13 protein-coding genes are annotated in these 14457 nt (G+C 58.0%); 6 read left to right on the plus strand and 7 right to left on the minus strand.

The window, feature by feature from the left end:
• Window positions 1-231 precede the first annotated feature (231 nt).
• Entirely contained in the window at window positions 232-1008 is a 777-nt protein-coding gene (locus K3J57_RS15380) for a response regulator transcription factor (protein ID WP_259797996.1), read from the minus strand.
• Window positions 1009-1180: 172 nt separating this feature from the next.
• Between K3J57_RS15380 and K3J57_RS15385 the strand changes: the two genes are divergently transcribed.
• On the plus strand, window positions 1181-1846 hold the full coding sequence (locus tag K3J57_RS15385) for a UbiX family flavin prenyltransferase (RefSeq protein WP_259797955.1): 666 nt from the start codon (window positions 1181-1183) through the stop codon (window positions 1844-1846).
• Between the two features lie 18 nt (window positions 1847-1864).
• Here the strand turns inward: K3J57_RS15385 and K3J57_RS15390 are convergent, their stop codons facing one another.
• The 6 genes from K3J57_RS15390 to trpF are packed head-to-tail and all read right to left on the minus strand — an operon-like array spanning window position 1865 to window position 7392.
• A complete protein-coding gene (locus K3J57_RS15390) occupies window positions 1865-2470 on the minus strand; it encodes a LysE family translocator (protein ID WP_259797957.1) in 606 nt (201 codons plus the stop codon).
• A 12-nt stretch (window positions 2471-2482) separates the two neighbouring features.
• Window positions 2483-3691 (minus strand): MFS transporter, encoded by a 1209-nt coding sequence (locus K3J57_RS15395; protein ID WP_259797959.1) that lies wholly within the window; start codon window positions 3689-3691, stop codon window positions 2483-2485.
• Window positions 3691-4986: a protoporphyrinogen/coproporphyrinogen oxidase gene (locus K3J57_RS15400; protein WP_259795205.1), complete on the minus strand. Its 1296-nt coding sequence runs from the start codon at window positions 4984-4986 to the stop codon at window positions 3691-3693. Before K3J57_RS15400 ends, K3J57_RS15395 begins: the two co-directional genes overlap by 1 nt.
• Before the next feature lie 2 nt (window positions 4987-4988).
• Complete coding sequence (locus K3J57_RS15405; protein ID WP_259797961.1) at window positions 4989-5891, minus strand: AfsA-related hotdog domain-containing protein; 903 nt, start codon at window positions 5889-5891, stop codon at window positions 4989-4991.
• Window positions 5888-6727 (minus strand): tryptophan synthase subunit alpha, encoded by an 840-nt coding sequence (trpA, locus tag K3J57_RS15410; RefSeq protein ID WP_259797962.1) that lies wholly within the window; start codon window positions 6725-6727, stop codon window positions 5888-5890. The genes K3J57_RS15405 and trpA overlap by 4 nt, the downstream gene beginning before the upstream one ends.
• Window positions 6727-7392 (minus strand): phosphoribosylanthranilate isomerase, encoded by a 666-nt coding sequence (gene trpF, locus K3J57_RS15415; RefSeq protein ID WP_259797963.1) that lies wholly within the window; start codon window positions 7390-7392, stop codon window positions 6727-6729. Before trpF ends, trpA begins: the two co-directional genes overlap by 1 nt.
• Before the next feature lie 374 nt (window positions 7393-7766).
• On the opposite strand from trpF, the gene K3J57_RS15420 reads away from it, so the two are divergent.
• The 5 genes from K3J57_RS15420 to K3J57_RS15440 all read left to right on the plus strand — a co-directional run bounded on the left by K3J57_RS15420 (window position 7767) and on the right by K3J57_RS15440 (window position 14455).
• Entirely contained in the window at window positions 7767-8666 is a 900-nt protein-coding gene (locus K3J57_RS15420) for an outer membrane lipoprotein-sorting protein (RefSeq protein ID WP_259797964.1), read from the plus strand.
• Between the two features lie 84 nt (window positions 8667-8750).
• Window positions 8751-11198 carry an efflux RND transporter permease subunit gene (locus K3J57_RS15425; protein ID WP_259797965.1) on the plus strand — a complete coding sequence of 816 codons (2448 nt, stop codon included), beginning with the start codon at window positions 8751-8753 and terminating at the stop codon, window positions 11196-11198.
• 163 nt (window positions 11199-11361) lie between these two features.
• Complete coding sequence (locus tag K3J57_RS15430; protein WP_259797967.1) at window positions 11362-12597, plus strand: UbiD family decarboxylase; 1236 nt, start codon at window positions 11362-11364, stop codon at window positions 12595-12597.
• Between the two features lie 170 nt (window positions 12598-12767).
• Window positions 12768-13244: a prepilin peptidase gene (locus tag K3J57_RS15435; RefSeq protein WP_259797970.1), complete on the plus strand. Its 477-nt coding sequence runs from the start codon at window positions 12768-12770 to the stop codon at window positions 13242-13244.
• Window positions 13241-14455, plus strand: coding sequence for a type II secretion system F family protein (locus K3J57_RS15440; RefSeq protein WP_259797971.1), 1215 nt, complete (start codon window positions 13241-13243; stop codon window positions 14453-14455). Before K3J57_RS15435 ends, K3J57_RS15440 begins: the two co-directional genes overlap by 4 nt.
• The last annotated feature ends 2 nt before the right edge of the window (window positions 14456-14457 follow it).

Consider the following 14457-nt stretch of genomic DNA (forward strand, 5'->3'; position numbering starts at 1 on the left):
GAAGAACCCTCCGATCGCACCGAAAAGGACAATGGGAGCAAGACAAAGTATAATCTGAGCGCGAGGCATGGCGTAAGCTGCTTTTGAACCGAAAACACCAACAGCTTAGCCATGGCCATATGTGTTGGGAATGGCCCTCCACATATCTGCAAAAATCAATTCACAGCGCTATTCGAGATCCGTTCTGTGATCTTTCGTGACAAAAGATGGAGAAATACCCTGACGCCTGCCTCAACCTGCTGACAAGACATGTCCGACAAGGGAATATCCCCGCCCGCGCACGGTGCGGATGAAATCAACCTCGGCGCCGGCTTCGCGGATCTTGGTGCGCAGACGGTAGATCAGCGCATCAATGCTGCGGGTATAAATGACCTTGGTGCCATGCACTTCCCCCAAAAGATCATCGCGGTGCAAGATCTCGCCCGGTCGCTGGGCCAGCGCCGCAATCAATTCGAACTCCATCGAGGTCGTCTCGAGCTTGCGCCCATTGACCAGAACCTGCGCGCGCAGCGTATCGATCTGCAGCTTGTCCCCTTCCAGGGTGATTTCAAAACCACCGCGGCCAGTCTGAGGCAAGCCAGACCCGGAAGGGGCATCTGCCCGCGGGGCAGGGCCGGGAACCGTGGCTGCATCAACGGCATTGGTCCGGCGCAAGATGGCATTGATCCGTGCAACCAGTTCGCGCGGCTCAAAGGGCTTCTTGATATAGTCATCAGCGCCGGTTTCCAGCCCCACCACCATATCGGTCAATTCGGTGCGCGCGGTCAGAATGATGATCGACACATCCTTGTAAGGCGCGTTGCTGTGACGGATTTTACTGCACATCTGCAGGCCATTTATCTCAGGCAGCATGATGTCCAGCAAAACAATGTCGTATTCCTTGGACTCCAGCGCGGCGAATCCGTCGCTTGGGGTGTGAACCGCATCCAGCTCCAGGCTGTAATTTTTCAGAACGTCACGGGTGACTTCTGCCAGGTCCACATCATCATCAATCAGAAGGACTTTCATTTTCACACTCTGCTTTAAAATAACACATTTCTACATATGCCTCTGGCCACCATTCGGAATAAGATCTGTCAATGGCGGGCCAGTTACCCAGTTACGAAGGTCCGTTCCTTTTTACACCGTTTTGGTAACAAACAGCTAGGTCAACGGGTTTCAATTTATAAGGTAGTCTGCCATGAAGCAAGCCAACTTGCACGTGCATCCTTCCCAAACGTCAATCAAATCGCAGACGGGCGGAGATTTTGCCGGTCTCCCGTTGGGGGGGAGCACGCCAACCCGGCTGATTGTCGGCCTGTCCGGCGCTTCAGGCATGCCGTTTGCACTGCGAATGCTTGAAGTTTTGCAGGGGTTTTCCATTGAAACACATCTTGTTGCCAGCAAAGCCGCTGCGCAGACCTTATCGGTGGAAACGGAAAACGGCTTGGAACAGGCCCGCGCGCTGGCGGATCATGTCTATTCCAACGGCGATATCGGGGCGGCGATCGCTTCCGGATCGTTTCGGGCGCAGGGCATGTTCATCATACCATGCAGCGTGAAAACCCTTGCTGAAATTGCCAACGGGATTGGCAGCAGCCTCTTGTCTCGTGCCGCGGATGTTACACTGAAGGAACGGCGGCGTCTGGTGCTGGGCGTGCGCGAAACTCCGTTCACCCTGGCCCATTTGCGCAATATGACAATGGTCACGGAAATGGGCGGAATTATTGCCCCGCCCATGCCTGCCTTTTACACGAAAGGTCATGACATCGAGGCGCAGATTGATCATCAGGTTCAGCGTTGGCTGGATCTGATGGGGCTGCATCTGGATCTTGCCCCCCGTTGGGGCGACCCCGGCACCGACTGATCCCGGAACCGGCCCGGATCAGCTCAGCAACACCAGCCGCGCTCCAAGGCCAACAAAGCAAAGCGCAAATACATAGCGCATTGTGGCCATGACACGCGGTTGGTTCAAAAGGCGGCTGCGCACAAAAACAGCCGCCATCCCATATCCGATGAACACGACAAACGTGATGCCGGTGAACATTCCCCCCAGCAAAAGCATCTCCTGCGTTGCCCTAGGTGCATTCGCGTCGACAAATTGCGGCAGAAAGGCGAAGAAAAACATTGATAGCTTGGGGTTGAGGATGTTCATCACGACACCTCGTTTGACTATTTGCACGAGCGAGGTGCTCATGTCTGTCCCGACCTCAAACGTGCTACGGTCGCGCAACGTCTGCCACGCCAGGTAGAGCAGATAGCACAGTCCGGCATATTGCAATGTCATGTAAAGGAGCGGGCTGCTTTGCAGGATTGCCGCAAGTCCCAGAATACCTGCGGCGAGATGCGGTAACGTCCCCAAAGTTCCCCCCAGCGCCGCTGCAAAGGCGGCTTGTCTGCCGTGAGAGATGGCGCAGGCCAGGGTAAAAACCACCCCTGTGCCCGGAGCGAGGCAGACCACAAAAGCCGTCACCAAAAATTCAATACTCATTCTGTCTTTCCTTCAGCGATCGAGTTCCGACATGGCTGTGCCCTGATAAGAGGGGCCATCAGGGTGAGGAATGCGTCTCCATGTCCCTTCACGACCATGCCAAAACACATACACTCCCCCCAGCGCCAGACCCATGATCCAAAACGGCGCAGAGGGGTGGAGTGGTCCGGCACTCACCGCCAGCACCGAGGCGCCCACCTGTCCTGCGTAAAGGGCGGACGCGATCCGGCCGGAAAGGACATGCGCGCCGCCTTGTGCAGCCGTTTCCATAATCTGACGAACACTCACGGGCAGAAGAATGCCAAACCCTGCTCCCACCAGCGCCGCACCGCATAAAAGCAGGGCCAGACCATGGGCCAGCGCAAGTCCGAACAGGCCAAGCACCATCGCTCCTGCCGCCAGGTTGATCAGAACAGGGTGCTGCGCCATTGGCCTCCTGGCCAGCAGAAGCGAGGCAACCCCGCTGCAAAGCGTGCCGGTCGCAATCACCAGACCTGTCTGGGCCGGGGCCGCCGCCAGAAGGGGCACAAAGGGGACTTGCGTCGGGATCAGGTAGAACCCCATCATCAGCCCGGCAAGCGCCAGCAGGGGAGGCCAGATGACAGCCGGTCGATCCCGCGCAACCTTTGCCACCCCCGGCGCCTCCCCCCAATTCTGATAGGCTGCGAAATAGGCAATTGGCACAGCCAGAAGATAGAGCAAAAAGGGCATCTCCCAGCCCCAGATCGCCAGCGCCCCGCCCAAAAGTGCAAACACAACGCCCCCAAATGTATTGATGGCCGACTGCCCGGCGATGATCCTTGCGCGCTCAGGTCCGGCATAAAGGCCCGCGATGGCAGCTGTTGCAAAACACAAGACTGCAGCCGTCGCGCCCCCCAGCAGCGCACGGGAAATCAGAAGATCCGCCATGCCCGAACTGAACGCGCCCGCAACACCGCTGACGGCCAGCGCCACCAGTGACAGCACAAATCCGCGTCCGGGACGCACCCTTGCACACCAATGTCCAATCCAGGGGCCAATCAGCATGATGACCAGCGCAGGCAGAACAAGTGCCAACCGCCCCCACACGCCAATGCCCGCCCCCACAGGAAGGAGAGCCCTTTCGATTTCCGGAAGGGCCGGTGCAATCGCTGCGCCGCTCAATACCGAACATGCACTGGCAGCCCAGATCACCGGCGCGGGCGTGATGTTCCGGGCAAAGGACCACACCGGGATCCGCATTATGCAGCCACCCGGGACAGGGGCTGCTGTTGCAACAGACGCTCAACCGCCAAATCAGCCGAGGTCAGACAACCTTCCATCGTGTGGCCTTCCAGATAATCTCCGGCAATCTCCAACCCCTGCACATTGTCGACCGCCCGCAGGATGTCGCGTTTCACACGGCTGAAATAGGGCGCATAGCCACAAATCCCGCCCGGATGACGCGCGACATGCACCTGCACGCGCTGAGCGGTGATGGGCAATCGCTTGGAAAATGTCTCCTCTGCGATGGTCACCAGCTCATCATCCGAGCGATCCAGAATATCCCGCGCCGCACGTCCCGACAGGGTGAATCTCACGTGGTTCGGGGTATCAAGCCGGTTGGCCGAGCAATGCCCAAGCGGTGCGCCGGGCTCAAACATGATGGAATGCACCCCGTTGCGGAACACCGGGGCATCGTAGACAACATTCACCATGGCAAGGGGGTAGTAACGCAACGCATCGAAGGCGACACGGCCATAGGCAGGCAGATCAACCAACCGCCGCAAAACATGTGCCGGCACCGCTGAGATGACCCTGTCGGTCGAGAGAACGTCCCCACCTGCCATTTCCAACCCGCACACCGCCCCGTTTTCCAGCTTGATCCCCGTAACATGGCTGCCAAGTCGAATATCTTTCCCGGCGGCCAGCTTGTCGTGAAACTGACCAATGCCCCCCTTGATTGCATGATGAGAGCCCTTGCCGAACCCTGAGGCAAACAACATCATCAACGAGGGATAAAGCTCGCTCGGTTCCGCGGCCCCCATGATGATTGAGAACAGTCGCAGGGGCCCATCATTCAGGGCTTTGCTGAAATGTCTGTCGATCGTGGCGTGGTCCCAGCGTCGCTCCACCTCTTCGATCAGGCCGGAGCTATAGTTCAGGCGATCGGCATTCTTGCGGGCAAAGGACAGAAAGTTGCGAAATTGCAGCGCACCGCGTGGACCCAGGGCCGTCGCCAGACGCAAATCCCCCGCCAGGGTTTTGGACTTCTCCAGCGCGATCAGCTGGTCCCGCAGAACAATGTGAAAACCAGGGTGCTGATCTTCAAACTCATTCATTCCGAACTCACGCAGGAGGGTGTTGAAACGTGGCCAGGCGCTGGAGAAATTCTTGCCCCCGATTTCGAAAGCATATGCCCCCTGTTGCAGGCAGGCGGCACGCCCCCCGACATAATCGCCCGCTTCGTGCAAAATGCTGGGAATCCCCTTGCGGGCCAGAAAATGCGCCGCGCCAAGGCCCGAAATACCGGCGCCAATAATATGTACAGGTTTCATGATCAGTCTCTTTTGCTGGTTCGGGATTTGCGCGCGCGTGTCAGCCGGGCGGTTTCGATGCTGCACTGGGCAAAGGCCTGCCCATCTGCCTGCAATGTCGCGCCGCGCCACAGGCGACCGCGATTGTCGCTCTGGAAAACGCGGGTGCCGTGCAGAGTTACATTTGTGAGTGACGCAAGGGGGCGACTTAGATCAATGCTGACCCCGGTCAGAATATCGCGAATGCGTTTATCCCCATCTTGCGTTGCATTCAGATAGCGCTGCACCTGCATGAACGCTTCAAGCAGGTAGAGCGGGTGCACCACGTCAAACCCATCCCCGAACAGACAGGTATCGGCCATGGGCAACAGCTGTGCCGTGACATGCTCTGTCCCCAGATGGGGCGTGGTGATCAGCACGTTTTCGGCGTGCAATTTGTTCAGCGTCCCGCCATCACAGGCCGCATCACGCCCGACAGAGGCCTTGCATATACCCCCGTTTTCCAACCCGGAGGCCGCTGGCCGCCCGGACAATCGCCCCGCCCGGACCAGACCGGTTTCCGGGCGCAGATCAACGGTGATCCGGGCACATAGCGTATGGTCCTGCAAGATCTCGACATGGCAACTCTGCTGGCCCTTGTCTTCATCAGGACTTTTCCAGGTGACATGAATGGGCCGCTCAAAATACGCATATTTGACGAACTGTGCCCGAATGGCTGCAACAAAACACGGGAATGTGGCGCTGTTCTGGGCTGCCTGAACCGCCCCTTCCAGCAGCAAAAGTCCCGGCACATGATCCAGCGGGTGGTCAAAAAAGAACGGATGTGTCTGGTCGACGATCAACTGCGCGCGGTTCTGCTCCACATCTCCCTGACCATAATCCAGGACAATGTTGCGGCGGTTCATGCGTCGGTCAAGAACCGTCATGCTGTGCTCTCCTGTCTTGTGGGCTGCACGGCGGCCTGAAGGGCGGCAATAAATGATCCTGCGCGGTCCACGACGCTTTCACCCGCGTCAAGTGCTGCGTCGACCTCGGCAGAGATGGCGCTGCCGACGATGGCAATGTCGCAACCCGCGACAAAGGCGCGGGCCACGTCCTGCGGACTGCGCAGGCCAAACCCCAGTGCAATTGGCACATCCGTCTGGGTCCGCAACATCTCAATCCGAGGGGTCAAATCGCAGGGGTCAACCGCGCCCCCGGAGCGGCCATAGGTCGACACCAGATAAAGAAAGGCCGAGGTCTGATGCAGCACCTTCTGCCGGACCTCGGGCGTTGCATTTGCATAGATCGTGCCGACCACCGGCATACCAACCCGCCGGGCCGCTGTGTTGAACGGATCTACCAGCCGCGGAGGCAATCCATGGGGCAGAACCGCAGACACGCCTGCCTCTTTGGCGCGGCCCAGCAGCAGGTCCATACCAACCGGGCGCAGGGTGTGGCTGCTGTCCACAAGAAGCACGATGTCTATTTGTTTGTGAAACGCACGCACCATGTCGAGCACGGCAAAGACCGTCTCACTCGGTGAAACTTCATTTTTCAGGGCCCGTTTATGGGCCCGTCGCAGGGTGTCACCATCGGTGAAAGCATTGCGAAACGGCACGCAAAGCTCCACCATACGCACCCCCAGATCAACGCAGCGGGTCAACAGCGCACGGGTTGTATCCAGATCCGGGTCCCCCGCCATGATCAGCGGGCACAGGCGCGGGTGGCCAGCGGTGAAGGGCACGAAAGCGGGGGAGGGGGGGGCAGATTTATAGCCCATTACGCAGCCTGAATTTGACTTGAGGGCGCAGAGGCCAGAACCAGCATCCGCGCGGCCTTGCGGTGAATGGCACCACCATCAAGACGGGCGGCGGTATCAACATCGACCGTCTCAATACCGGGTTGATCTGCCAGCGTGCTGATACTGTCTGCGGTCAACCCTCCGGCCAGCCAGATCCGATGACCTTGCAGATGATGCTGCCAACGCTGCACGATGGGCTGCTCCAGCCTGATCCCACTGGACCCAACCGCCTGTCGCCCACCAAATCGATCGATCAGAAAGACGTCGCACCCGCTTTTGGCATACCCGTCAATCAGCCGTTCCCCCGGACAATCGCCGTTGTCGGTCACATGCAGGGTCTTGATGACGGTGCAGCCCTGTGCCTTCAGAAAGGCCACATCTCCTGGCGCGTTGAACCCGTGCAGCTGAACATGGCGCACGTCCGTATGCTGCAACATGGACCACAGAGTGCGCACCGGCCGTTTCACACAAACCGCAACAGGGGTCACATCGCGGCATTTTCCTGTCAGCTCCACAAAGCGGGCATCGTGCAGATTGCGTGGATGCCCATTGATCCCTGTCCAGAACCCGGCATAGCGGACCCCTTCCTGGTGCAGGATTTCCAGCTCACTCTGCTCTGTAATACCGCAGATCTTTACATCCATAATTCTTCTCCTGATGCGTAAATGAATGCGAGCGCATGGGGGAAGGTTACGGATTTTCTGCGTGACGCAGTGTTGAATGATCTGAAGAATTATTTCTCTGGTCGCAAAATAATTCAGCCCCGGTTGACTTGGGAAAGACGCCCTAAGCCATTGAAACGAAATCCGTTGACAATGGTGCCATGCGGATCGAGGGGCAGATCCATAGAATTTTCGGAAATTTTTCATCACAGAGGAAAATATTCCGTTTCTTTTCGTTGGATTTAAGAACCAATCATCTTTTTGTTCCTGATCCTTTTCGCGCCAGTCTGCCTGCGAACTTAACGCAAGGTTCATTTTTGAAATCTGACCGACATAATTGTGACAAAGGAAACATCATGTTCACCAAGATCAATTTACCCGCCATGGCTCTGACCGCAGCACTTCTCCCCATTTTTGGAGCTTCCACAGCCAACGCGGAGGGTGACGTTCTTCTGGCTCCCGCCACCCCGACCTCACCCGTGCTGACAACCTGTCGTGATGTGATGGAAGGCGTTCAGAACCGCTATAACGGGTATGACAGCTGGCGCATCGTGCATATGGAAATCACCGATGAAACCGGCGCGATCAAAACCCGCCGGATCGCCGCGGCGCACCGCAATGACGGCATCAATCGCAAATTGCGCTCACATGTGTTCGACCCGGAGGAGCTGGCGAATGTGCAATCCTTTGTGCGCGACAGCTTTGAAGAGGGCGTGCCGGACCGGGTGTGGCTGCATGTTCCATCGGCTGAAAAGAACATCGAAGTGAAATCCGAAGACCTGTCCCAACGGCTGTATGGATCCGATCTGGCTGTTGGGGAAATGCTGATCCGCCAGGCAGATGATTATGACTGCAAAATGCTGGGCACCGATGTGTACCTCAATTACCCGATCTACAAGATCTATGTGAACCCACGCACCGAAGACGAGGTGATCCGCCTGGGGCTGCGCGATGGAGAGCTTTGGGTCGATACCGAAACCTTCATGCCGCTTTATTCCAGTTTCAACGCTGATGCGCCAAATGAGCAACGCGTGCTGGAAACTCTCAATCTGCGCTGGGTGGATGGTGTTTTTGCCCCGGAACATTACCGCGTCTCAACCATCAAAGAGGGCAGGGTGGTTTCTTTCTCGAACTTCCATACGGAAGGCGAACGTTTCAATATTGGCCTTCCTGCGGAATGGTTCTCGCTCGACGATCTGGGGCGCGCGGAAAGCGGTTTCAAAGATTTTCGCAGCACCTCCATCGCCTCTCATTGAGCATTGACAGGTTACCAACGCGGGAACCCCTTGGTTCCCGCATCACTTTCCTGACCAATCCTGCCCCAAAATAGGATACCCACCATGCAGCTGATCTCCCTGTTTCAAAGGGTGATGACGGGATTGCTGACTCTGGTTTACACATACCGGATCAAAGCCGTCATTGTTCTGATTGCCGCCTTGTTCGGCTTTATCTCAAGCAACCTGCCCAACATTCAAAAAGACGGTCGCGTCGAAGCTTTCATGCATGACGACGACCCGGCGCTTGCCACATATTATGCGATGCGCCGCGAATTTGGTCAGGACAATCGTGTTGTCGTGGCGGTAACCTCGGACGCCGTGTTCAGCACGGAATTCCTGACAAAATTCTCGCAGATGCACCGCGAACTGGCCGAGAAAGTTCCGTATGTTTCAGAAGTCTTCTCACCCTATAATATTCCGTTCATCGAACATGAAAATGGCGGTGTGTATCTGGAAGAACTGGTGCGCAACCTGCTGGCGCGGGGCCGCGATCCGATGGAGCTGCGGGATCGGATCCTGACCACACCGCTTTATCGGAACTTCATCATTTCCGAAGATGGCCACACTGCCGCCGTGGTGATTGAGCCCTATCGCTATGCGCCGGCCAAGGCCGATTGTGTGCCCAACCCGTCCGAGGGGATAACCTGTCCCGTCGTGTTCACCCCCCTCTCCGAACGCGCGCTGCTCGGGGCACCGCAATACGCCGAGATGACCGCAGTCGCACAAGAGATTGCCGCCAGATACGAGGGCGAGGGGTTTGACATCCACATCGCAGGGGCCCCGGTTCTGTCCACCGAGATTGTGAAGATGATGGAACAGGACATGCCGCGCTTCACCCTGGCATGTGTCGTGCTGACAGTGCTCACGATGCTGATCCTGCACCGCAGTTTTCTTATCGCGCTAGGGGCGTTTTTATCCTTTGCCTCGGCGCTGCTGTCCACCCTTGCAACCGTGGCTGCATCCGGAATTGCCATGACGCCGCCCACGCAGCTGTTGATCCCGATGACATTGGTCGTCGTGCTTTGCACCTACATCCATTTCATCGCAACCTTGCTGAAAACCCGCAGCACGGAACCCCATGGCCCAACCGCGCTGGCCAAGGCTGTGGCGGCCACCAACACGCCGATCCTGTTCACGGCATTGACGACGGCGGGCGGTTTGATGGGCCTTGCAGCCGCCCCACTTGCCCCCATTTTTGCGCTTGGAGTCTTTGGGGCGGTGTCCGTTGGCCTGTCATATATTCTGGCCATGGTCTGGGCGACATTGGTGTTCCGCACCCTGCCGGAACGGTTCCTGAATGCACAGCGCGACACGGCTGGCATGATTGCCTCTGGCATGCGATCCTTGGCGGTTTCAGCTGCGCGCGCACCCGGTCTGACATTGGGGGCAACGTCTGTTCTGCTGATGATAGCAGGCGTTGCGATGACACAGCTCAGCTATTCCCACAACTCGCTTTTGTGGCTTCCACAGGACAATGATGCGCGCCGTTCCACAGAATTCATGGACGCCAATTTCAAGGGAACCGTGAACCTGGAAATGGTCATCACCCCGACCGAAGGGTTTGATTTCCGCGATGAAACCTTGCTGAAAGCGGTGGAAACAACCGCCCGCGGATCTTACGACGCCGTGGACATCCCCATTGGGCGACACACCAGCATCATCTCTTTTGTCGAAGAGACCAACCAGGCCATTCACGATGGAGACCCGCAGGAATTGCGCATTCCCGAGCAGGAGGCCATTTGGGACCAGCTTCTGCTGCTTGAAGGGCAGGGGATCGACGACATGAAGCGTTATGTGTCCCTTGATTACTCCTCGGGCCGGGTATCCTTTCAAACCCCTTGGCTGGAAGCAAAGGCCTATACGGACGTGATCAACACAATCGAAGCGCGGTTCAACGCAGCACTTGGCGCCACCGCCAAAGTCGAAAGCACCGGCCTGATTGCGCTGCTGGCAAAAACGTCAAAGAAAGTGCTGGACAGCATGACGATCTCTTACGGTCTTGCCTTGGCTCTGGTGACCACGATGATGGCACTGGCGCTGAGATCGGTCGGATTGGGATTGGTGTCCATGGTTCCCAATGTTGTGCCCTTTGCGTTGCTGTTGGGGTTGATGGGATATCTGGGCATTCCGCTTGATACTTTCACCGTTTTGATTGGCGGGATCATCACCGGACTGATCGTGGACGACACGCTGCATTTCTTCCACGGGGTGCGCGAACGTTTTGCCGCTGGGGAAGAAATGGAAAAGGCCATTGCCAATACCATGTCCGACATCGGACGCGCCCTTTTCACCACAACCTTGGTGGTCACCGCAGGCTTCACCGTCTTCACCCTGTCCTCAATGAACAACATTCAGAGCTTTGGGTTGCTGATGGCCAGCGGAGCCATTTTGGCACTGATGTCAGAGCTGTTTGTCGGGCCGGCCGTGTTGATGCTTTATGCAAAATTCCTAAAGGCCCGAACCGGGGACAGGGTTCAGGCACAGTTGGGGGCGCAAGATGCAACAGCCTGATCTCATGGAAAAAAACTGGTCTGCATGCGATCTGCAGGCAGCTCTGGCCGAGCTTCAGACCGCCGCCCCGGCCGTAAGATCAACGCAACCTGCGCCTTTTCTTTTCAAAAGGGGCCTTGCTCCGGATGCCGCATGTGCCGATTTCGCACGTCATCATGCGGGCTTGCCCGCGCGCCCTGCCGCAACAGACGAACCGGCTGTGCTCTATGCCCAGCCGGACACACCGGATCTGCTGCTAGGTCTGTATGGGTCCGAGACGCGGTTGCGCAACTGGACCCCGGCATTGAGGTCTGCCCCCATGCCCGCTGCCGCTCGCAATCTGACACCGCGTGCGCCTGTCCCGTCAGGTCACGATCATCAGTTTTGGCCACAGGTTGATCTGGCGGGGCTGCCAATTCCGAAGTCCAGCCCACGTGACGCGGGGCGCTATGTGACCATGGGGTTCGTATTGGCCGAAGAACCCGATCAGCCACCAGCCCTGTCCGCACATCGCATGCTGGTGTTGGATCAAAAGCATCTGGGCATTTCCATGCTCTCAAGCCGGCATTTGCGGCATATGGCGCAATCCGCGTGGGATGCGGGGCGAGATTTGCCAATTTCGATCAATATTGGCGTGCCCCCGGCCGTTGCGATTGCATCGGCGACGGCCACCGCGCATTTGCCTGTTGCCTTCGACAAGCTTTCCCTTGCGGGTGGTCTGGCACAGGCACCGGTTTTGCTGTCGCGGGATGCCCGCGCGCCTGCAACATTCCTCTCGTCCGCAGAGGTGGTCCTGCATGGGGTCCTGACCCCGGAAACCTGTGCAGAAACCCTTTCCCCCCGCCCCAAGGGGGTCACAATGCCCGAGTTTCTTGGATATGACGGCCAGGCCGGGGCAGATCTGCAGGTGATCCGCCTGAGCGCAATCAGCCAGCGGCCCGGGGCAGTGTTTCAAGCCACGCTGGGACCCGGACGCGAGCAGTCCGCCATTCTGGGGTTGGGGGGCAGTTTGGCGCTCTCTCTGGCGCTTTCAGATCAGCTGACAGACGACATTGCTGATCTGCACTATTCGTCGGCAGGTGGGGGCATGCTGTTGCTTTACGTGGCACTCAAACCCGAGGCAAAAGTGAACAAGGCAGGCCTTGCACGGGACATTATCACGGTTATGCCCTTCACGAAGACCATCGTTTTCGTCGACAGCGACATTGACCTGACCTGTGACGCAGATGTGAACTGGGCCATGACCACGCGTTGCAACCTCGCACGAGATTGTCACGAGTTAAGCGGGTTCCCTCCGCTGCGCATGGATCCTTCACAAACGCCCAACTGGCAAAACCACGGGGGCAGCCCGCCCTGCCGCAGCTGGATCGACGCGACATGCCCGGCCTCCCTATTGGAACGCACCCGGCGCAGTTTCTGAACCTTTTGGCGAACAAACCCCGTATCTCCCACAGGGGACGCTGGCGGGTCTGGACATCACATGCTCTGACGCCCAACCGCCAGCGGCACCTTGCCTACACGCATTTCAACATTCCCTCGTTGATTGCCAAAAGGCGAAGCGTTACCATTATTCCAAGAATTGTGTGATTTTTGTTGCTTGGGCGTGGCTGTGTTGTGATCTGGTTTGGGTTCTCATTATTTCTGTTTGCCGTTCTGATCAGCCTGTCCCTGACAGACCTGCGCCGCAGGATCATCCCGAACACCCATATCCTTGCCCTGCTTGTTGGTGGCATATGTTTCTCTTGGGTCTATGACACCGCGGGGATTGCACCCCGTATGGTTGCCAGCCTCGGCTTGCTGGCGGCAGGCATCTTGGTTGCAAGCATCGCGGCGCGGCTGCTGCGCCGGGAGGCGCTTGGCATGGGGGATGTAAAACTATATGCCGTGGCGGCCCTGTGGCTTGGCCTGTCTCCGATGCCACTGGTTCTGACCACGGCCTCCGCCTTGGCACTTGTTGGCCTGATGTTTGGTCTGGAAAAGCAGGGGGCACCACTGGCTTTTGGTCCCTATCTTTCCGTGGCGATCTTCGGCGCATGGCTGTGGCAGATGGTCGGAGGTCAGGCATGAAGAGCTTTGAGGTCACCGCCCGTGATGCAACCGGTAAAGAGGTCGTATCCACCCGCCAGGCCCCATCCAAAGACAGGCTACGACAGACCCTGCTGACAGAAGGTCTGCTGGTGTCATGTATCCGGGAACAGCGCGTCTGGCGATTTTGGCGTCGGACCTCTGGAATCCGGCGCAAAAGCCTACGGGAAAACGGGATCCTGTCCCTGCTTCGGGAATTGCGAACCATTCTTGGGGCCGGGCTTTCGGTCACCGAGGCTCTGAGCATGGTTGAAACCCGGCCAAACAACGCGCCGCTGACGCAGGCGCTACGCGATATCAATCAGGAGGTGCGGCGTGGCAAGCCCCTCGCCCAGGCGGTGCGGGAACGACCACATATGTTTGAACCCGCGCTGGCCACCACCCTGCAGATCGGCATGTCCTCTGGTGATCTGGATATGGCCCTGGAACGCTATGAAACGGATCTTTCCACCCGGATTGAACTGCGCCGCAAGTTTCGAAAGGCCATGACCTATCCGTTGTTCCTGCTGGGCCTGCTTGCCGTGGTTCTAGTGGTGCTGTTCACCCTGATCCTGCCCAATTTCGTTGACCTGTATTCAGAGTTCGGGGCGGAGCTCCCCTGGGCCACGCAATTCCTGATCCGGGCAGTTGAAACAGCCCCGCTCTGGGGCGGAGCGATTATCGCGGGCACCGGGTTCAGCTGGCTCGGGATGAACCTGCTCGGACGAACCACATCAGGGCGACGATGGCTTGACCAGATCACGCTTTCATTTCCACTCTACGGCCCCCTTCAGCGCGAAGGGTATATGGTGCAGCTGGCGTCTGGCCTGTCCCTGCTCCTGCATTCGGGAATGCCCTTGAAATCCGCCATTGACCTGATGGCCAACACCTTGCCGAACACTGTGCTGGTGGCCGCGCTGCAGCAGATCGGAGCCGGCCTGAATACGGGACGGCGTTTTTCTGATCTGTGCCACGAAAATGGCCTGTTTACAGGGGCCGGAGAAGGGTTGCTCAGGGCAGGTGAGCGCACCGGGGCACTGGCCCAGATGCTGCACCACATCGCGCGCTTGCACGAACAGGATCTGGGGGACCGTGTTGACGTGGTCACCTCGTTGATTGAGCCGGTTCTGATGGTGCTGGTCGGGGCGGTCATCGGTGTCATCGTGATCGTGGTTTACCTGCCGATTTTCGGCATCACAAACGTGATTGGATAAAG

The sequence above is a fragment of the Aliiroseovarius crassostreae genome (assembly GCF_025137635.1).
Lineage (GTDB): Bacteria > Pseudomonadota > Alphaproteobacteria > Rhodobacterales > Rhodobacteraceae > Aliiroseovarius > Aliiroseovarius crassostreae.

Excerpts from the sequence above, each read along its gene's own strand:
- K3J57_RS15420 (WP_259797964.1), top strand. The coding sequence starts at position 7,767 with ATGTTCACCAAGATCAATTTACCCGCCATGGCTCTGACCGCAGCACTT.
- K3J57_RS15385 (WP_259797955.1), top strand. The coding sequence starts at position 1,181 with ATGAAGCAAGCCAACTTGCACGTGCATCCTTCCCAAACGTCAATCAAA.
- trpF (WP_259797963.1), bottom strand. The coding sequence starts at position 7,392 with ATGGATGTAAAGATCTGCGGTATTACAGAGCAGAGTGAGCTGGAAATC.
- K3J57_RS15440 (WP_259797971.1), top strand. The coding sequence starts at position 13,241 with ATGAAGAGCTTTGAGGTCACCGCCCGTGATGCAACCGGTAAAGAGGTC.
- K3J57_RS15380 (WP_259797996.1), bottom strand. The coding sequence starts at position 1,008 with ATGAAAGTCCTTCTGATTGATGATGATGTGGACCTGGCAGAAGTCACC.
- K3J57_RS15400 (WP_259795205.1), bottom strand. The coding sequence starts at position 4,986 with ATGAAACCTGTACATATTATTGGCGCCGGTATTTCGGGCCTTGGCGCG.
- K3J57_RS15425 (WP_259797965.1), top strand. The coding sequence starts at position 8,751 with ATGCAGCTGATCTCCCTGTTTCAAAGGGTGATGACGGGATTGCTGACT.
- K3J57_RS15395 (WP_259797959.1), bottom strand. The coding sequence starts at position 3,691 with ATGCGGATCCCGGTGTGGTCCTTTGCCCGGAACATCACGCCCGCGCCG.
- K3J57_RS15405 (WP_259797961.1), bottom strand. The coding sequence starts at position 5,891 with ATGACGGTTCTTGACCGACGCATGAACCGCCGCAACATTGTCCTGGAT.
- K3J57_RS15390 (WP_259797957.1), bottom strand. The coding sequence starts at position 2,470 with ATGAGTATTGAATTTTTGGTGACGGCTTTTGTGGTCTGCCTCGCTCCG.
- trpA (WP_259797962.1), bottom strand. The coding sequence starts at position 6,727 with ATGGGCTATAAATCTGCCCCCCCCTCCCCCGCTTTCGTGCCCTTCACC.